General features: G+C 37.5%; 19 protein-coding genes. 12 read left to right on the top strand and 7 right to left on the bottom strand.

From position 1 onward, the window contains the following. Positions 1-21: 21 nt before the first annotated feature. The 5 genes from J2Y40_RS15700 to J2Y40_RS15680 all read left to right on the top strand — a co-directional run bounded on the left by J2Y40_RS15700 (position 22) and on the right by J2Y40_RS15680 (position 5650). Positions 22-1221, top strand: a complete 1200-nt coding sequence (locus J2Y40_RS15700) for a pyridoxal phosphate-dependent aminotransferase (RefSeq protein ID WP_153391810.1) — start codon at positions 22-24, stop codon at positions 1219-1221. Between the two features lie 22 nt (positions 1222-1243). Further along, positions 1244-4183, top strand: a complete 2940-nt coding sequence (locus tag J2Y40_RS15695) for an insulinase family protein (protein WP_309999967.1) — start codon at positions 1244-1246, stop codon at positions 4181-4183. A gap of 148 nt (positions 4184-4331) precedes the next feature. Next, positions 4332-4964, top strand: a complete 633-nt coding sequence (locus J2Y40_RS15690) for a peroxiredoxin (protein ID WP_153391806.1) — start codon at positions 4332-4334, stop codon at positions 4962-4964. Positions 4965-5093: 129 nt separating this feature from the next. Further along, positions 5094-5402, top strand: coding sequence for a co-chaperone YbbN (locus tag J2Y40_RS15685; RefSeq protein ID WP_062699051.1), 309 nt, complete (start codon positions 5094-5096; stop codon positions 5400-5402). Next, positions 5402-5650, top strand: coding sequence for a DUF6952 family protein (locus J2Y40_RS15680; protein ID WP_002980002.1), 249 nt, complete (start codon positions 5402-5404; stop codon positions 5648-5650). Before J2Y40_RS15685 ends, J2Y40_RS15680 begins: the two co-directional genes overlap by 1 nt. 592 nt (positions 5651-6242) lie before the next feature. On the opposite strand, the gene J2Y40_RS15675 is transcribed toward J2Y40_RS15680, so the two are convergent. The 3 genes from J2Y40_RS15675 to J2Y40_RS15665 are packed head-to-tail and all read right to left on the bottom strand — an operon-like array spanning position 6243 to position 8483. Continuing rightward, complete coding sequence (locus tag J2Y40_RS15675; RefSeq protein ID WP_309999956.1) at positions 6243-6929, bottom strand: Bax inhibitor-1 family protein; 687 nt, start codon at positions 6927-6929, stop codon at positions 6243-6245. Between the two features lie 29 nt (positions 6930-6958). Then, complete coding sequence (locus J2Y40_RS15670; protein ID WP_185151920.1) at positions 6959-7399, bottom strand: peptidylprolyl isomerase; 441 nt, start codon at positions 7397-7399, stop codon at positions 6959-6961. Positions 7400-7448: 49 nt separating this feature from the next. Continuing rightward, positions 7449-8483: an acyl-CoA reductase gene (locus J2Y40_RS15665; RefSeq protein ID WP_309999953.1), complete on the bottom strand. Its 1035-nt coding sequence runs from the start codon at positions 8481-8483 to the stop codon at positions 7449-7451. A gap of 59 nt (positions 8484-8542) precedes the next feature. Here J2Y40_RS15665 and J2Y40_RS15660 point away from each other — a divergent pair, with 59 nt between their 5' ends. The 6 genes from J2Y40_RS15660 (at position 8543) to J2Y40_RS15635 (ending at position 15310) form a co-directional block, all read left to right on the top strand. Further along, positions 8543-8893 (top strand): 4Fe-4S binding protein, encoded by a 351-nt coding sequence (locus tag J2Y40_RS15660; RefSeq protein WP_062699046.1) that lies wholly within the window; start codon positions 8543-8545, stop codon positions 8891-8893. A 115-nt stretch (positions 8894-9008) separates the two neighbouring features. Next, positions 9009-10073 carry a 3-phosphoserine/phosphohydroxythreonine transaminase gene (gene serC, locus J2Y40_RS15655; RefSeq protein ID WP_309999950.1) on the top strand — a complete coding sequence of 355 codons (1065 nt, stop codon included), beginning with the start codon at positions 9009-9011 and terminating at the stop codon, positions 10071-10073. Between the two features lie 126 nt (positions 10074-10199). After that, positions 10200-11165 (top strand): D-2-hydroxyacid dehydrogenase, encoded by a 966-nt coding sequence (locus J2Y40_RS15650; protein WP_153391796.1) that lies wholly within the window; start codon positions 10200-10202, stop codon positions 11163-11165. Between the two features lie 2 nt (positions 11166-11167). Then, complete coding sequence (locus J2Y40_RS15645; protein ID WP_153391794.1) at positions 11168-12412, top strand: DUF1015 domain-containing protein; 1245 nt, start codon at positions 11168-11170, stop codon at positions 12410-12412. Between the two features lie 55 nt (positions 12413-12467). Then, positions 12468-13874: a M28 family peptidase gene (locus J2Y40_RS15640; protein ID WP_153391792.1), complete on the top strand. Its 1407-nt coding sequence runs from the start codon at positions 12468-12470 to the stop codon at positions 13872-13874. Positions 13875-13951: 77 nt separating this feature from the next. Then, the gene (locus J2Y40_RS15635) at positions 13952-15310 is read left to right on the top strand and encodes a M28 family peptidase (protein ID WP_309999947.1); all 1359 of its coding nucleotides are present in this window, start codon (positions 13952-13954) and stop codon (positions 15308-15310) included. Positions 15311-15669: 359 nt separating this feature from the next. Here J2Y40_RS15635 and J2Y40_RS15630 read toward each other — a convergent pair whose 3' ends face one another. Continuing rightward, positions 15670-16185, bottom strand: coding sequence for a hypothetical protein (locus J2Y40_RS15630; RefSeq protein ID WP_309999945.1), 516 nt, complete (start codon positions 16183-16185; stop codon positions 15670-15672). 489 nt (positions 16186-16674) lie between these two features. Between J2Y40_RS15630 and J2Y40_RS15625 the strand changes: the two genes are divergently transcribed. Next, entirely contained in the window at positions 16675-16929 is a 255-nt protein-coding gene (locus tag J2Y40_RS15625) for a hypothetical protein (RefSeq protein ID WP_153391787.1), read from the top strand. A gap of 207 nt (positions 16930-17136) precedes the next feature. On the opposite strand, the gene J2Y40_RS15620 is transcribed toward J2Y40_RS15625, so the two are convergent. The 3 genes from J2Y40_RS15620 to J2Y40_RS15610 all read right to left on the bottom strand — a co-directional run bounded on the left by J2Y40_RS15620 (position 17137) and on the right by J2Y40_RS15610 (position 20041). Then, the gene (locus tag J2Y40_RS15620) at positions 17137-18303 is read right to left on the bottom strand and encodes a retropepsin-like aspartic protease (protein WP_309999941.1); all 1167 of its coding nucleotides are present in this window, start codon (positions 18301-18303) and stop codon (positions 17137-17139) included. A 106-nt stretch (positions 18304-18409) separates the two neighbouring features. Beyond that, positions 18410-19447 (bottom strand): peptidylprolyl isomerase, encoded by a 1038-nt coding sequence (locus J2Y40_RS15615; RefSeq protein ID WP_231128786.1) that lies wholly within the window; start codon positions 19445-19447, stop codon positions 18410-18412. An 81-nt stretch (positions 19448-19528) separates the two neighbouring features. Next, on the bottom strand, positions 19529-20041 hold the full coding sequence (locus tag J2Y40_RS15610) for an FKBP-type peptidyl-prolyl cis-trans isomerase (protein ID WP_309999939.1): 513 nt from the start codon (positions 20039-20041) through the stop codon (positions 19529-19531). Positions 20042-20137 lie beyond the last annotated feature (96 nt).

The following is a 20137-nucleotide window of genomic DNA, read 5'->3' as shown; positions in this document are numbered from 1 at the left end:
GTTAAAATTCAAAAAGACTACATGGACAAACTTTCAGATAGAGTAAAACGACTGGGTTACTCGCAGACTTTCGTCATGTCAAACAAAGCAAGAGAAATGAAAGCCAGCGGCATTGACGTAATCAGCCTCACTCTTGGCGAACCGGATTTTGACGTACCGGATAATATTAAACAGGCAGCTTTCGACGCTATTAATCAAAACTACAGCCACTACTCTCCTGTTCCGGGATTTCTGGAACTTCGCGAGGCCGTTGCCTACAAACTGAAAAGAGATAACAATCTTGACTATAAACCTTCACAAATCTGCGTATCAAACGGAGCCAAGCAGGCAATCCTTAATGTACTGGCAGCGATCATCAATGATGGAGACGAAGTTCTTCTTCCTGCCCCATATTGGGTAAGTTATGATGAAATGGTGAAAATGATGGGCGGAAATTCGGTTATGCTTCCTACTTCTTATGTAACTGATTTTAAAATTACGGCTGAACAGCTGGAAGAAGCAATCACAGAGAAAACAAAAGCTGTTCTTTTCAGTTCTCCATGTAATCCTTCAGGAGGATATTACACCTATGATGAGCTGAAATCTTTGGCCAAAGTTATTGCTAAGCATCCACATGTTACCATTATATCGGATGAGATCTACGAGTTTATCAACTACGAAACCAAGACGACCTCTATTGCCCAGTTTCCTGAAGTATATGAGCAGACAGCTGTGATCAACGGAATGTCTAAAGCTTATGCCATGACCGGATGGAGAATTGGATATTCTGCATGTCCTGAATGGCTGGCCAAAGCCTGTGAAAAGATCCAGGGACAAATGACCAGCGGAGCCAACACGATGGCCCAGAGAGCTTCTATTACCGCACTGAAAACAGATCCTTCGGAATACAAATACATGATTGATGCCTTCAAAAAAAGAAGAGATCTTGTGTATGATCTGATCAAAGAAATCCCGGGGTTTAAAGTAGTTCTTCCAAAAGCTGCATTTTACTATTTCCCGGATGTTTCCTACTATATCGGAAAGACTTTAAATGGTACAGAAATCAAAGATGCTGATGATTTTGCCATGTTCCTTTTAGAAAATGCCCACGTAGGATGTGTAGGCGGAGTTTCTTTCGGAAGCCCGGAATGCATCAGATTCTCGTATGCCGCATCAGAAGATGATCTGAGAGAAGCTATGAAAAGAATCAAAAACCTGCTGGAACCATTCAGCACAAAATAAAGCATATAATAACGCAACAAAAATGAATCTGTTAAAAAAACTAACAATCGCAACAAGTATCGCCGCCGCAAGTTTTGCCGGTTATGCTTATGGACAGGATTTCCAATGGAAAGAAGCAAAATCTAACGGTTATACGTACAAATATGTAACCAACGACCCTACTGCAGCAAGATATTACACGTTAAAAAACGGACTGACGGTTATTTTAAGTCCAACCAATAAAGACCCAAGAATCCAGGCTTACATCGCTACTAAAGCGGGAAGCAAAACCGATCCTGCGGATCATACGGGGCTAGCTCATTACTTGGAGCATATGCTTTTCAAAGGAACCGATAAATTCGGATCTAAAGACTGGGCAAAAGAAAAACCTTTATTAGACCAGATCGATGCACTTTATGAAAAGTACAACAAAACGACGGACGAGGCTAAGAGAAAAGAGATCTATAAAGAAATTGACAAAGTTTCCGGTGAAGCGGCTAAATATGCAATCGCCAACGAATACGATAAAATGATGACCGGAATGGGAGCTGAAGGAACCAATGCCTTCACTTCTTTTGAGCAGACCGTTTATACAGAAGACATTCCAGCCAATGTGATTGATAAGTTCTTAGCAGTACAATCCGAAAGGTTCAGACAGCCGGTTTTAAGACTTTTCCATACGGAACTTGAAGCGGTTTATGAAGAAAAAAATAGAACACTTGATGATGATGGTGATAAGGTGTTTGACATGATGTTCGCCAATCTTTTCCCGAATAATAACTACGGGAAGCAAACTACTATCGGAACCATTGAACACCTGAAAAACCCTTCTCTGAAAGCTATCAGAGATTATTTCAACAACTATTATGTTCCTAATAATATGGGGGTGATCATGTCCGGAGATTTCAATCCTGATGAAGTGATCGCAAAAATCGACAAAGCGTTTTCATTTATGAAGACCAAAGCAATCCCTGAATATAAGATAGGCCAGGAAAAACCAATTACCTCTCCTATTGTAAAAGAAGTAGTAGGCCCTAACCCTGAAAACGTAATGTTAGGCTTCAGATTTCCGGGCGCAACAACAAAAGATGCGAGATTGCTTAATCTTGTAGGAAATATGCTGACTAACGGACAAGCCGGATTAATTGACCTGGATCTGGTTAAAAAACAAAAATTACTGTCCGCTTTTGCCTCTGCTTATGCCTTAAAAGACTATTCTGTCCTGCTTATCCAGGGAAGACCCACTGAAGGACAGTCTCTGGATGAAGTGAAAGCACTTCTTCTTCAGGAGATAGATAAGCTGAGAAAAGGAGAATTCTCTGATGATCTTATTCAGTCTATTGTTAATAATGAAAAGAAAAACATTATCCAGAAGGATGAAAAATATTCTTCCAGAGCAGGCATTCTGATGGATGAGTTTACTTCTGGTATTGACCATAAGGTTTCTTTAGAATATGTAGACGAAATCTCTAAGCTGACGAAAAAAGACATTATGGATTTCGCCTCTAAATACCTTCAAAACAACAATTACGTTGCTGTTTATAAGAAAAAAGGGGAAGACAAGAGTATTGTAAAAGTAGACAAGCCAACGATTACCCCTGTTACAGTAAACAGAGAAGACCAGTCTCCTTTCCTTAAGAAGATTGATGAAATGCCGGAAAATGCAATTTCACCGATATGGCTGAACTATGATAAAGATATTGCCAAAAATAAGCTAGGAAACGTAGATGTACTTTCTGTAAAAAATACAGATAATGCTCTGTTCAGAATGTATTATCACTTCGATTCCGGAAAATGGAACAACAAAATCCTTCCTCTTGCAGCAGAATATCTTCAGTATCTGGGTACGAAAAACAAGTCTTCAGAAGAAATCAGTAAAGAATTCTACAAACTGGCATCAAGCTTTAACGTAATCGCCGGAAATGAAGAAACGTATGTATCTCTTGAAGGTCTGAATGAAAATTTTGAAAAAACAGCCGCTCTTTTCGAAGACCTGATTAAAAACAGCCAGACAGATCAGAAAGCTTTAGATGCTTACAAAGCAAGACTTAAAAAAGCAAGAGCCAATGCCAAGCAGAATAAAGGGACGATCATGGCGGGACTTAGAAGCTATGCTCAGTACGGACCTCAAAACCCGTTCAATAACGTCTTAAGTGATGCAGAACTTGACGCATTGAAAGCCGAAGACCTGATTAATGTTCTTCATGATCTTTTCAATTTCAAACACAGAGTATTGTATTATGGACCGAAATCAGGAAATGAGGTGGTAGCTTCTTTAACTCCGGTTCATAAGCTTCCTGCTTCTTTGAAAGACTTGCCTAAAACAAAAACTTTTGTTCAGATCCCAACGGATAAAAACAAGGTATTATTCGCTCACTACGACATGGTACAGGCTGAAGTTTTCTGGGTAAGAAACGCGGATCAGTATAATTCATCCATTACTCCTACCGTTAACCTGTTCAACAGCTATTTCGGAGGCGGAATGGGGTCTATTGTATTCCAGACAATCAGAGAGTCTAAAGCACTGGCTTATTCAACTTATTCTTATTTTGCACTTCCGGGTAAGAAAGAAGACAAAGATGTTGTAATGGCTTATGTAGGAACTCAGGCTGATAAATTCAACGAATCTACAACAGCCATGAATGAGCTTTTAACTACTCTTCCAAAGTCTGAGCAGTTATTTGAAACAGCAAAAAGCGGATTGAAAAAATCGATTGCTTCCGAAAGAATTACCCAGGACGGTATCATCTTCTCTTATCTGAAAGCTCAGAAGCTTGGAAATAATTCCGATATCAGAAAGAATGTATACGAGCAGGCTCCAAAGCTTTCTTTTACTGACATCAATACTTTCCATGACAAAGAGATGAAAGGTAAAAGCTACACCTATTGTCTGGTTGCTTCACAAGATAAAGTAAACGAAGCCGATATGAAAAAACTCGGTGAAGTTAAAAAGCTTAATCTCAATGAAATATTTGGGTATTAAAATATAAAAGAAAAGTCCTGAAATCAGGGCTTTTTTCATATTTTACCGTCAAAAACAATTATAGATTTTATTTATCAATATTAACTTGATTGATAGATGAAATATTTTTATCTTTGCAACAGAAATTTAAATATAAAAACAGAAAATTATGTCTTTAGTAGGAAAAAAATTCCCAAATGTAACAATTGATGCAATGTCTGAAATGGGTGACGATCTTAGAATCAACATCCTTGAAGAAGCTACTTCCAACCAACAAAAAGTTCTTTTATTCTGGTATCCGAAAGATTTCACTTTCGTATGTCCTACTGAGCTTCACGCTTTCCAGGAGGCTTTAGGTGAATTCGAAAAAAGAAACACCAAAGTAATCGGAGCTTCTTGCGATACGAATGAAGTACACTTTGCATGGTTAAACACTCCAAAAGATAACGGAGGTATTGAAGGAGTAACTTACCCGCTTTTAGCTGATACTCACAGACAATTAGCAAATATCCTTGGAATCGTAGATCAGGATTTCGAATACAATGAAGATGGAGAGGAAACTTTCACAGGTTCTAATGTAACCTACAGAGCTACTTACCTTATCGACGAAACAGGAAAAATCTTCCACGAGGCTGTAAACGATATGCCATTAGGAAGAAACGTAAAGGAATTCTTAAGATTGATCGATGCTTACACGCACGTTCAGAAGCACGGTGAAGTTTGTCCTGCTAACTGGGAAGAGGGAAAAGATGCAATGAAAGCAGACAGAACTTCTACAGCAGAATACTTAGCTAAGAACTAAAATCAATTTAACAATCTAGTAATTTAACAATGTAACAATGCATCACTGTAGCAATAGATATTTTTATTGGTACATTGATACACTATTCAATTGTTACATTGTTAAATTTTAATTCTTAAAATTTAACCTATGTACACAGAATTAACTGAAGATACATTACAGAATATCGTAAATGACAACGAAAAAGTAGTTGTTCAATATGGCGCAACATGGTGCGGAAACTGCAGAATCATGAAGCCTAAATTCAAAAAATTAGCATCAGAAAACGAAGCCATTCCGTTTTTATATGTAGATGCAGAAAAACTTCCTGAAAGCAGAAAACTGGCTAAAGTAGACAACCTTCCGACGTTTGCTATTTTTAAAAACGGAGAGCTGGTTAACCAAGTACAATCTAACCAGGCAGAAAGTTTAATTAACCTTTTTAACGAATTATCATAATGAAGTTACCCGTAATCAGACAGTTTTATCAGAATCAGACTCCTGAGAATCTTGAGAAAACATTAGAGGTACTGGAAAGCTTCTGCGAATTCAGAGGAACCAGTGAAGAAGACCTTAATGTAGCAGGAGAATTAATTACCAATATCTGCGGTGCTTTAGAAGTACACGCTAATGTACAGAACGGAATGAGCGAAAAAGATGCCTTAAACTCTTTTGCACAGAAAGTACTGGGCTCAATCGACAAATAAATTTTGATTATTAGAGACTTAATAATTAAAAACATCCATAAAACACAATTTCTGAAAAACCCAATTGTTCCAATAAAATCCCGATGAATTGCCATCAGGATTTTTTGGGTTCCTGAAGACAAGGGTTATAATTTCTTCACAAATAACACAATCCAATCATTTAATTACATTGATCAGCAGGATTGATCTCATACTCTACTCCCTTTAGCTTTGAATCGAACAAAATACCTCGCTGATTTGGCAGATTGAGCAGATTTTTTTTATTGGAAAACGCTAAGGGACCTAAAAGTTTTTAATTATGATAATGTTTTTAGGGCGCAAGAAAATCAAAAATTCTCAGCAAAAAACTTTGCGTCGAAAAAATAGCTCGCAGATTTGACAGATGGTGCAGATTTTTTACCCAGGCTGAAAAGTTTATTACTGATCAATTTACAAGATAACATATAATTAGAAAAATAAATCAGACAGCCATCATTTGCATATTAGTAAAAGATTCGTGTATCTGTGGCAAGAAAAAATCCCGATGAAAATCATCAGGATTATATTATTAAGTTATGAAAAAAATGAGACCTTCAGCTCATTATTTCTCAAATTAGCTTCTTCTGCTCATTAAAATTCTCAGGATATACCAGAACAGCAACATAATAGATGCGAACAACTGTAAAGATGCTCCTACATACTGCCCTGTTGTATAGGTATTTTTAAGCTTACTGGTTTCATATAAAATGCTGGCAGAAGCCAAAAGCACCATTCCTACGGAGAACCAAAGACCAAGATTAAATCCGAAAATAGCTCCCGCTACAATCAGTCCAATGGCGATAAAACCTCCGATAACAATTATATTTCTCAAAAAAGAAAAATCTTTTTTTGACATAAAAGCAACCAGTGAAAGCCCTGCAAACATAGAAATGGTAAGCATAGCCGCCTGAAAGATTACGTTAACCCCTGCGGTATTAACAGCAATATAGATCAAGGGTAAAAAGATCACTGCTTCAAGTACAATATAAAATCCTAATCCTAAATATTGCGTAGATCTGATCTGTGCAAGAGACCATTTATTAGCCAGAATAGAAGCCAGCCAGAATACTCCGATAATCAGTAACCAGGTATATTTCTGTCCGAACATCATAGCAATAAGCTCTGCCGGAACGGTTTTTAATAGAATAGTTTCAATCCCGATAAACGCAAGGACTGATAAAGCAACGTGTAAATACGTTTTCCTGTAAAAGTCTGCTTTTTCCACTTCCGAGGAATGAGCGACTAAAGAATCTGTCATCATAGTTAATATTTTTTTGTATCAAAAATAAATTATTTATTATTCATGGGCATTACCCCAAGAATTTTCCCATCTTCTTCAAATATCGCACTGACCACTTCTTTATTGGACGAATCTCCTGCATATTTATATTTTAGATTCGGATAGGCTTCATTATCCCCTGTTACATAATATCCGGCTTTCAGAATTTCCAGCTTTTTAGTATAATCAATGCCTTCTTTTACTTTTTTAAGGACATCATCAGTAACAATCTGCTTCACTTTATCAGAAAGCATAGCATCTATAACCTTACGGTCTGATACTTTTACTGCATCGAGAAATTTGATAAGGTTCTCATTAAACATCTTAGCCTTATCTTTACTCAGCTCAGTTGGTATTTCTTTTTTGGGACGTTCAACCGTTACGCCCGCTACTTTCTGAGCAAACATAAACGGAGCAGCAGCCAGTGCAAGTCCTAAAAATAATTTTTTCATAAGTTTTATTTTATTATTGGGTGAAATAAGTGAGTTAAGATACGAAAAATCATACCACTTCCAAAAATTTCATTGTATCCACATTATCAGCATAGGTATCCAGGGCTGGATGCTGCGCTTCCCCAAATGAAACAGAATCTAATCCCAGTTCATTTTTAGCCACTATACACTGAATATTTTCCGCATTTTCAGCTATAAATCTTTTAACATCATCCAAAGAAGCATATCTGCTGAAATTGATTACAGAAAGAGGACTGAAAAGCTTATCATCTTCTTTTAGCATCACAAAATTATTATCCCAGAACTTATCCTGGTTCAGAAGGTAAACCGCTCTGTTATAATCATAATTATTCGCGTATTTGTTATGATGAATAATATCCTGGAAGTGTAAGAAATTTTCAAAAAGCCGGTCAATCACAAAATCTTGTGGAATAAAAATACGGGTCACATTTCTACAGCCTAATCCGAAATAACGGAAAATATCTTCCGCCAGAAGTTGCAGTTCTTCATTGGTCTCATCACCTTTCAATACCGCAACTGAGGTTCTGTTTTTACGGATGATACTTGGATGATCTTTAAAATAATATTCAAGATACCTTGCCGTATTATTGCTTCCGGTAGCGATTACCGCATCAAAATTTTCTAACCTTTCTACCAGTTCAAACGAAACTAGCCCTCCTGAAAAATCATTCCATTTTTTCAACAGAAACGGAATCATGTATTTATCCTTTGAAGACAGTTTAATTACCGGAATATTACCGCTCAATACTACAGAGATCACATCATGAAATCCTACTAAAGGAATATTTCCGGCCAAAATAAGCCCTACTCTTTTTGGGTTCTTTGAAACTGAATAATTTTTAAGCCAGGCACTGATATTTTCTTCCGTAAGCAGTTCTGTCCACTGCTTAAAGGCAAATTTCTGATTATCAAGAGTAAACCACGGATTCTCAATTTCCGATTTTTTCAGCAATAATTCAAATTCTGCATCACTTTCATTCTCATTGTTCTGATCCTTTGTCAGAAACGCTTTTATATAGTCACTTAACTTAATAAGTCCTAAAACTTGATTTTCGGTATTCATAATTACTTTACAATTGGGGAATATTTTGTAATTTTGTGCAAATTTAAAAAAAATTAGCGATGGCTATTAAAATAACTGATGAATGCATTAACTGTGGGGCCTGCGAGCCGGAATGCCCGAATAATGCAATATATGAAGGAGCCGTAGATTGGAAAGCTTCTGAAGGTACTACCCTTCAAGGAACTGTAACACTGCCTTCGGGATTGACGGTTGACGCCAATGATCCACAGGAACCGGTAAGTGATGATGTTTATTTCATTGTTACCGACAAATGTACGGAATGCAAAGGGTTCCATGAAGAACCTCAGTGTGCTGCGGTATGCCCTGTAGACTGCTGCGTTCCGGATGAGGATCATGTAGAATCAGAAGAAGCCCTGCTTAATAAAAAAGCATTTTTACACGGTGAATAAAAAACGCCGTCTCATGACGATGAGACGGTTTTTTTTACTATAAATATCAAGAAATCTAGTAAAATTTTAATAATGAAACCGCAAGTCTGTTCTTGCACAACCAAAAAACAACACTATGAGCAAAAAGCATAATTTCAGCGCAGGACCATGCATTTTACCTCAGGAGGTATTCGAAAAATCGGCACAGGCCATTCTTGATTTTAATGGAATTGGACTTTCCCTTTTGGAAATTTCCCACAGAAGCAAGGATTTTGTAGCGGTAATGGATGAAGCACGTGCTATCGTAAAAAGGCTGATGAACCTTGGAGATGATTATGAAGTTCTTTATTTAGGAAGCGGTGCCAGCATGCAGTTTGCAATGGTTCCCTACAATCTTTTGAAAACAGACGGTAAAGCAGCCTATCTGGACACCGGAACCTGGGCAGCAGGAGCCATTAAAGAAGCTAAAAAATTAGGAACTGTTGATGTGGTAGGCTCTTCCAAAGAAGAAAACTATTCATTCATTCCAAAAAATTATACTGTAGGTTCGGAGTACGACTATTTCCACTGCACCTCCAACAATACGATTTACGGAACCCAGATGAAATCTTTCCCTGAAGTAGATACGCTGATGGTATGTGATATGAGTTCTGACATTTTCTCAAGACAACTCGACTTTTCAAAATTCGACCTTATCTATGCCGGAGCTCAGAAAAATATGGGACCTGCGGGCGTAACCCTTGTGGTGATAAAAAAAGAGATCCTTGGAAAAACAGGAAGAGAAAATATGCTTTCCATGCTGGATTATTCGCAGCACATTTCTAAAGAATCCATGTACAATACCCCTCCGGTATTCCCAATTTATGCATCTCTTCTTACCTTACAGTATCTTGAGAGAAACGGAGGAATTGCTGCTGCTGAAGAGAGAAATGAAGCCAAAGCGAAATTATTATATGATGAAATAGACAGTAATCCATTGTTTGAAACCTTCTGCGTAAAAGAAGACCGTTCTCTGATGAATGTTTCTTTTAAATTAACAGACGAGAGCAAAAAAGAAGAGTTTGACAATGCCTGGAAAGCTGCAGGAATCAGCGGACTGAACGGACACAGAAGTCTGGGAGGTTACAGAGCCAGCCTTTACAACGCACTACCAATTGAAAGCGTACAGGTATTGGTGGATGTTATGAAATCGATTAGGTAATTATTTAAGCATTAAAAAAATTCAAAGATTGAAAGATTTAAGGCAGTTCATTTAAATTTATTAATTTGCGGCCCGATTTAAATTTTTTAAATAATTAAATTTTTCAATCTTTAAATCCAATAACACATGAAAGTTTTAGCAAACGACGGAATCTCAAAAACAGGAGAACTGGCACTTAAAGAGGCAGGAATTGAAGTTCTGCCTAACAGAGTGGCCCAGGATCACGTTATTAATTTTATTAATGAAAATAACGTAGATGTTCTTTTAGTGAGAAGCGCAACGAAAGTAAAACAAGATCTGATTGATGCCTGTCCTGGTCTGCAGATTATCGGACGTGGAGGTATCGGAATGGATAATATTGATGTAGAGTATGCCAAAAGCAAAGGGATTAAAGTGATCAATACTCCTACAGCCTCTTCAAAATCAGTAGCGGAACTTGTTTTCGGACATTTTTTTGCACTGGCAAGATTCCTTCATGAATCGAACAGGCTGATGCCGCTGGAAGGAGAAACTCATTTCAATGCAATGAAAAAATCTTTCAGCAAAGCTTATGAACTTTCAGGAAAAACACTGGGAGTAATTGGCTTCGGAAGCATTGGACAGGAAGTTGTGAAAATAGGTATAGCTTTAGGGATGAAGATCAAAGTACTTACCAAGAACCCGAAAACAAAAAAGCTTACCCTGGATTTTTTTGACGGACAAAGCCTCAACTTTGAGATTACTTCCACCAATGATATGGATGCTTTTCTTAAAGACACAGACTTTATCAGCATCAATACTCCAAAGACGAGCGAATATATCATAGACACGCCTCAGTTTGAAAAAATGAAAGACGGAGTCTACATTGTAAACACTGCAAGAGGCGGAGTGATCAATGAAGTAACACTGATTGATTTCATCGAGTCGGAAAAAGTAGCCGGAGCAGCACTGGACGTTTTTGAAAACGAACCCAGCCCGGAACTTCCCTTACTGATGAATCCTGCATTATCCCTTTCCCCTCACATAGGCGGAAATACAGTGGATGCACAGGAAAAAATCGGTGCTGAACTTGCGGAACAAATTATTAAGCTACAAAAAGAAACTATAAGATAAATATGCCTATTTTCAAACCTTTCCGTGGAATAAGACCTCATAAAGACCTTGAGAGCACTTTCCCTACCCACCCTCTGGATAATTTTACTCAGGAGGAAATTACGGAGAAAGCTCAGATAGAGAATACTTACATCAATATGATAAAACCATATGTTGTGAGTAAATCCAAAGATATCGACCGGAACTTACGAAAGATCCGTTCTACATTTGAAGAGCTTCTGGATGATAAAAAACTCGTTCAGGACAATTCTGCGTACTATCTTTATGAGCAGATCTATCCCAACAAACAAATTTTCAGAGGCTTGCTTGGGCTTGCCAGTATTGAAGATTTCTGGAACGGAAAGATCAAAAGACACGAAAGCACCATTCCTCAGAAAAAAGAAAAGCTGGCTCATTATCTGGAAAAAGTAAGCCTGCAGGCAGAACCTGTGCTCCTTACCTACCCTTCCAATTCCAAGATTGAGCTTCTGATGAATCATGAGGAAAAAAACGTTCCTATTTTCAACCATGTCGATTCTATCGGGATCAGACATAAAATCTGGAGAATAGATAACCGCCTGAAACTTCAGCAGTTCAAAGAAGTGATCGATCAGATTGATTCATTCTATATTGCGGACGGCCACCACAGGATTGGCTCTACAGCATTGAACGCCAAACATCATAAAGAAAAGAATAAAAAACATAACGGAACAGAGGCATATAATTTCGTTTACAGTTTTATTGTTTCCAACCAATCGATCAAGATCCATGATTACAACAGAATTCTGAGTGACCTGAATGGTCTTTCAAGCGAAGAATTTTTAAAAAAGCTGGAAGAGTACTTCCTGATCCATGAAAAGGGTGAGGCATCATACTTTCCTTCACAAAAATTCCATATTTCAATGTATCTGGATGGTAAGTTTTATTCACTTCACGTTAAGCACGATCTTCGTTCAAAGGAAATGTCTCTGGACAATCTGGATCACCACCTGCTTGATAAATATATTTTTAAAAGCGTCCTGAAAATAGAAGATCCTGACAGTTCTGAAAAGATTACCTATGTAAAAGGAACCTCAAACATTCAGGGAATCAATATTTTAAAAGAAAAGGTAGAAAGCGGTGAAGGCAAGGTAGGCTTCGGAATCTATCCTGTAAGTTTCAACGATATGATTAAAATTTCAGATCTGAAACTCAGCATGCCTCCAAAATGTACATTCATTGAACCGAAATTGGTTACAGCACTGTTAATGTATGACATGAAACCTTAATAAATTCCTATTTTTTCCCTACTTTTATCATCGGAAAAAGAAAGGTAAATAAAAAATGAAAAAAATCTTCATTATACTTCCACTCTTTTTGAGTGGATTTTTATTTTCTCAAAAAAAACCACAGAAAAAACCTGCCGGTAGAACATCAATTCCTGTAAAATTAAATTACCACGACGAATTTAAAAAGATCTCAGACGAGATCATGACCAATGGCAGGGCTTATGATAACCTTGGAGAGCTCACAAAAGGGGTCGGACCGCGTTTCAGCGCTACTCCCGGCTATGCCAAAGCAGTAGAATGGGCAGAAAAAAAGTTCAAAGAAATTGGTATTGATATGATCTGGAGACAAGAGGCCAAAGCTCCTGTCTGGATCAGGGGAAAAGAATCTTTACAGATAAAAACAGGAAATGGAGACTGGAAAAATATCAGAATGCTTTCTTTCGGAAACTCTGAAGGAACAGGTGGAAAGGATCTGACAGGGGAAATTGTTTTAATAAATTCAACGTCAGAACTTAATGCAATGTCAATAGGCCAGTTAAAAGACAAAATAGTTTTCGTGAACGTGCCTATGGACCCGAAAATCATCAACACCAGCGACTCCTATTTACTTACTGCAAAATCAAAATTGATTTCTGCTTCCGTTATTGCTAAAACCGGTGCAAAAGCATTAATTATAAGATCATTAACAACAGCGAATGATGATACCCCTCATGCTAAAATGATTTATTATGAACCTGATGACAAAATTAAAATTCCTGCTTTATCAATAGGGGTAAGATCAGCAGATGAGCTGGAAAAAACATTAAAAAAGCAGAAAGTTACGGCTAAAATCAACATGACCGCAGAATCAAAAGGAGATGCAACAAATCCAAATATTATTGCTGAAATTCAGGGTAAAAAAGATTCTAAAGTCATTGTTTTAGGCGCTCAGCTTGATTCGTGGGATATTAGTGAAGGCGCTATTGATGATGGAACCGGGGTTGTTCAGTGTATCGAAGTTTTAAGAACATTGAAAGCCCTTGGATATGAAAACAATCACACCATCCGGGTAGTTTTGTTTGCCAACAGTGAAAACGGAGGACAGGGCCGCGAAATGTATGCTGCTTATGTGAAAAAGAAAGAAGAAAGGCATGTATTTGCCTTAGGAACAGATGCCGGAGGTTATTCTCCACGGGGATTTTCTTTAGATATGTCACCACAGAGAAGAAGACTGGTTTATCCCTGGAAAGAATATTTTCTTCCTTACGGCGTTTATGATTTCGACCAAACCGATGCCGTTCAGGATATTTCCCCTTTGAAAAAACAGGATATTCCTTTAGCAGAACTTGTTGTAGATACTCAAAGATATTTCGATTACCATCATTCTGAACAGGATACTTTCGACAAAGTGAATAAAAGAGAACTTCTTCTTGGAGCCGTTGTAATCACACAAATGATTTTTATGGTTGATAAAAACTGGTAATATGAAAAATCCGAAATAACTGCCGACGCTAAAGTGATGACACAACTTATTTATATGATTGATAAAAATTGGTAACAATGAAAAAGATATTAGGAACCTCATTATTAATTTTTGGAATGGCTGTTTTCGGCCAGTCTAAGGAAGATTCCATACAATTCAGTAAAATTTCCATAGAGATATTGAACCATGGGAAAGGTTATGAAGATCTGAGAGATCTGACTAAAAACATCGGACACCGTTTGAGTGGCTCCAAAGCTTATGACCAATCCGTAAAATGGGCTGAACAGAAACTCCGTGAGGCCGGAGCTGATAAAGTATGGCTTCAGGAAGTGATGGTTCCGGTCTGGGAAAGAGGTAAAGAATCATTACACATTAAAGCCGCAGACGGAAAGTGGAAAAGCCTGAAAATGCTTTCCCTTGGAAATTCTGAAGGTACGGGCGGAAAAGATGTATCTGGAGAGATCATCATGGTGAAATCTATGGAGGAATATGAAAAACTCCCGGCAGAAAAGGTAAAAGATAAGATTGTATTTTTCAACTACCCCTTCAGCCAGTCTTTTGTAGAAACCTTCAGAGGGTATGGTGATGCCGCAAAATACAGAGTAAATGCAGCTACTTTAACCGCTAAAAAAGGTGGGAAATTTGCCATTATCAGATCTTTATCCTCCGCATTTGATGACGTACCTCACACAGGGGCCATGCGCTATGAAGACAAGATCACCAAAGTTCCGGCTGCTGCAATCGGGAACACAACGGCCGACGAACTGGAAGCATTATTGAAAAAACAGAAAGTTACCGCCAAGCTTAATTCCAATTGCGGAATGAAGGGTGAAAAGCTCTCCCACTCCGTTATTGGTGAAATTACCGGTAAAAAAGACAACAGCGTGATTGTTGTAGGTGGACATCTTGACTCATGGGATGTAGGCGAAGGGGCTCATGATGATGGAGCCGGAATTGTACAGAGTATTGAGGTATTAAGAACTTTCAAAAAACTGGGTATCCAGAACAACCATACCATCAGAGCAGTATGTTTTGCCAATGAAGAAAATGGCTTAAAAGGTGGTCTTCAGTACGGAAAAACAGTGAAAGAGAAAAATGAAAAACATCTTTTTGCCATAGAGTCTGATGCAGGAGGTTTTACCCCAAGAGGCATTGCTTTAGAAATGGATGATGCCAAAAGAAACCAGATCAAAAGCTGGACAAAATTATTCTTCCCTTACGGTGTTTATAATTTTGAAGGTGTATATTCAGGAGCAGACATCTCTCCGCTTCAGCAGATGGGGGTACCAACAGCAGAACTTGTTCCGGATTCTCAGAGATATTTTGACATTCATCATACGGAAGAAGATACTTTTGAAAAGGTAAACCGCAGAGAACTTCTTTTAGGAGCATCTGCGATGACACAGCTTATTTATATGATTGATAAGAACTGGTAAATTGCCATTTTAGCTAAATTGCGTTCAAATATATCTAGATTTGTTTGAACGCAATTTCTTTATAATTGATTTTTTTAATGCTCAGTCAAACAGATTTCTATAGGTTTTGGCTAAAGACAATGGATTGTTTTTTATTATTTGGGCGGACTAAAGTCCGCCTCTATTGAATAAATTCTAAGAATTACATGTGTTCTCGTAGATTTGGCTGATAGCACAAATTTATTTTTGGCATCAAAAAAAAGTGATTTTAATCTTATGCGAGAATGATTTATCTAAGCACATTTTGCTCCGAAAATCTGCCTGACCTGCGCAATCTGCGAGCAAATAAAAAATCGCATCCAAATAAACTAAAATACTCACTACCTTTTTAATTCTTTCATCATTCTTTTGTATTTAAACTGATAAAGAAAACTTTTCCAGGCATGTCTGAAACCTCCTCCAGATTCCCAGTTGACATCAAATTTCCCACCTTCTGAAGCGTAAGAAGGCAAAGCTATTTTAGCATGAAGCATGGGTTGGCTATCCTTTACCGTTTCAAAATAATCAGGCTCAAAATTTGATTTTCTGTAATACTGGATCTCAATAATCGTTTCATTTCTGAATGCTCTGAAGATATATAAATTGATATCATAAAGATCATCATACTCTTTCTTCAACATTTCAACAGCAGATTCCAACGATAATAATTTCTTAGAATTATTCACCTTATTCCTCGACATACTCCTCTCAAAAGAATTGGCCCCCTTAAACTCATTAAAGTCAGACACAATAAAACCTATATTGGGAGAAATTGTATTCCAAGAGCAGTCTTTTGCGTGCGTTAAAAGACTTCCCAAAGAATTATTTATATCCTCTTTTATACTTTCAAAAGTCATTATATATTGTACTTAAACCTATGATATTTAAAGTTAATTAAAATAAATATAGGCAAAAAAAATCACTTTGGCATGAAATTAGCTACTAAAACAATGAAAAAAAATTGTTAAAACACAACGATGAAAAAGGTTTTCTGCGGAATTTCAGTTTCCGCTGGGCCAGATTAAGGCGGTTCCTATATTTTTATATGATCCTTTTTCTTTAGATGCCGTATGCACAGGAAAAGATAGTTAACTATCAATTCCATTACGATGAATGCTGTGTACGGTATCATAAAGCTCATGAATCACCATACTGATTCAATATTGCTTTTAACATAATTAGGAAGCATTAAGCTACCTTGGTACGAAATAATCATACTGTCTTAGAGATCGTGACCTTAGCCGAGTTCACCATGATCATAAGCCTGTTGATAAATAACGGAAATCGATTCCGGACCGTTCTATGGAAGAACGGAAAAAAGATGTATAACCCTTAAAAAGTGATTAATGATGAGAGACTTTTTTGAAATGATTTTTAAGAGAAATGAAGATGCTGCAAAAATGCACATCTGGAGCCTTGTGCTTCTTTTGAGCTTTGCTGTTTTTTCGGTACTGGTATACGCTACCAACCCAAGTTTTAACAGCTTAATTGTTTATCTGACCGCATTTGCGGCTTACTTAGGCTTTGGATTGATATTCATCAGCTCCTTAGCCGGAAAAATAAATTATTCATCAAGAATGAACAAAGGCAGAAATCTGTAACTTTAATTCTTATTTTACTGAAAAAACCCCGTTCAAGCTTATTGAACGGGGTTTTTATTTTATTATTTATCGGTTAGAATGAATCAGGTGCAGAGCATAATTAATTTTTTAATTGATCACAAAGACAGACAAAGATGTATAAGATGCTGTATTTTTAAAGGATAAACAAAGCCGCTTCGCTTATTTCCGAACCTCTATCTTTCCTTCTCATCCCTTCAGGTATTCCTTCTTCTCCAATTTCATTTCCATCACTTTTCCTTCTCTTTTTATTTTCAGATCAATTACATTCTGCCCTTTTTCCGCCTTGTTGAGGAAATAATAGCAGGCGCTTTCCTTATTAAGGTTATCAAGATTCACATCATTGATACTGATGATAGAATCACCAACTCTCAATGGAAAATTCTCTTCCTGATATACCAGAGCAACCGTTGGCTTAGCATCAATGAAGCGATATCCGAACCCAAAAGACTCCAGCCTGATCGTTTCATTTTTAATGCGTTTCATGTAGATTTTATTTCCGGACCAGTCGAGAATGAAAACAAAATTTTTGAAAAAGTCATTTCCGATTAAGTTTGAACCTCCGGTATTGGCAATTTCATTGGCAAAACTTCTATTTCCCAATGCGAGTTCCGGTAGTCTGAAAATATAGCCAGATGCTGGCTTTCCTGCTCCATAAGCTCCTACAGAATTGGTTCCGTAAACTTCCACACTTTGTCCTGCTTTTTTCGGATCATAGCTGTTCTCTCCTACTTTAAGCCTTCCTGAAAAACCAGTATCAAAGGTCAGTTCTGTTTTTTTATCTAAAATTTTAGTTTTAATAATTGGTGTTTTCTGGGTTTTCGGATCGAAGGGAATTACAATATCATACCCGGTCAGATCAAACTGTGAAAGATTTTCTGCTGCTTCCAGTGAATTTCCCTCATAATTAACCTTCCAGGCAAGCTTGGCCATTTGGTTGGCTCCCAAAATACCATCCATTTTAAAACAGCTTAATTCTGAGGCCCCGAAATCCATGACAATAGCTCCTACATTTTTAAAAACAGCTTTATCTACAATCATTTCCGGCAGAATAGTAAAGATCTGTTCCTGTTTATTTTTCTGGGAATCCTTTACTTTACTGGAATGCTTTTTCTCCAGACCCAATTCTTCATAAATAGCAGAAGAGATCACAGTGGGTGCACCGGTATCAAACAAAAAGTTGTATGGTTTTCCATTGATCATCACCTGTACAAAAGGAAGATCGTATGCGAATTTCATATTGATTTTCTCTATCGGAGCCTGCAGCTTTACTTCTCCGCTTTCAAAGAATTTCTTTCCTTGAGCGGAAAATGTAATGGTAGAAAACGTCAGGAGCGTATAGAGGATTTTTTTCATGTGTAGATTTTGTACACGAAAGTAATGTTTTTTCATCAATAAATTTTACCTTCCCAAAACAAAAAAGCCATCCTTCCGGACGGCTTTTATATGATAAAGTGTGCAATTATTTCACTTTTACAAGCTCAACATCGAAGATTAACCATGCGTTTGGCGGGATAACTCCTCCTGCTCCTCTTTCTCCGTAACCCATTGCAGGCGGAATCAGTAAAGTAGCAGTTTCACCTTCTTTAAGCAACAGAATTCCTTCGTCCCATCCTTTGATTACTCTTCCCATTCCGATTGGAATTTCGATAGGCTCGTTTCTCTTGAATGAAGAATCAAATTCAGTACCGTCTACTAATTTACCAGCATAGTGTACAGATACGTTATCTCCTGCCTTTGGAGCTTTACCGTCTGCCGTTTTTGTGATTTTATAGTAAAGACCAGATTCCGTTTTCTGCATACCTGCTTTCAGGTTTTCTACCATTTTCTCCTGGTTGGCCTTGAATTCTTCTTCTTTTTTCTTTTTTTCTGCTTCTTCTTTAGCAATAAAAGCTTTGTTGTTTTCAGCAATTTTCGCTTTTCCTTCGTTGAACGTTTTTGCTGCATCGTAGTTTTTGTACTCGTCACCTTTGCTGAATACAGAAACTTTTTCTAATACAATGTCAGTTTTAGGTTTATCCTGAGCGCCTTTTTCCACGTTGGCAATAGCATCAATCACATCATCTCCTTTCACCACTTTTCCGAAGATCGTATGTCTTCCGTCTAACCAAGGAGTAGCCACTTCAGTGATGAAGAACTGAGAGCCATTGGTATTAGGACCTGAATTAGCCATAGAAAGGATTCCTTTTCCTGTATGTTTAAGGTCATTCTTTTCGTCCTCAAATTTATATCCAGGGTCTCCCATTCCTGTTCCCTGAGGGTCACCTCCCTGAATCATAAAATCTTTGATTACTCTGTGGAAGATTGTTCCGTCATAATAAGGAACTCCTTTAGCCTTAGCTTTGTTGTCAATTTTCCCTTCTGCAAGCCCGATAAAGTTGGCTACAGTAACTGGTGCCTTTTTGTCTTCAAACTTCACGATCAGATTTCCTTTAGAAGTCTGAAGATTTGCATAAAGTCCGTTATTAAGACCTTCGAAAGTTTCTTTGTCTACGTTCATTTTTTTATAAATTGGGGTACAACTCATCAGCGAAATACTTGCCGCTGCCAGAATTATATTCTTGTTAAACAATTTCATTATTTATAGCGCTTTTAATTTTATGATTAAGGGTATATCGTTATCTATTTTCTTTTCATCTCCAAAGGTTCCGTAAGCCAGTGAAGATGGTACCAAAAGCGTTACTTCCTCCCCATCACGCATAAAACGCAAAGCATTCTCTACCGCTTTCAGTTCATCAAAATGCCCGAATCTGGCTTCTCTTCTCACAAAAGGTTCATCATAGATCTTCGTCTGATCAAAGTCATAAAGATCATAAGAATAAGAAATAAAAGTCTCATCGGCTCTTTTTTCTCTCTGATCAAAACCTTCTACAGTTACCCAGTAATTAAGCTGTGTAGGAAAATATTTCACAGACTGACCACTGATCCAGTCCTGGATCTGTCCCCTTTCAATGGTATTCAGGTTCTTCATCCTGTTCTTGGAAACATCAAGGTCTTTCTGGCTTAAAACACCTCCTACAGGAGGGTGAGCCGTCTGCGCATTCCTGTTACAGCTTAACAGACTTACTGCTGATATGAAGAGTAATTTTTTCATAAACTTTTGCGAAAATACACATTTCGGGAATCAATTACAAAACTTGAAGGAGAAATGTACAAAGTAAATGAGTCAAATAAAAAAAGCCAGGAATTT

This window comes from Chryseobacterium sp. 2987 (assembly GCF_031456375.1).
Lineage (GTDB): Bacteria > Bacteroidota > Bacteroidia > Flavobacteriales > Weeksellaceae > Chryseobacterium > Chryseobacterium vaccae.
This window is presented reverse-complemented; position numbering and strand designations above follow the sequence as displayed.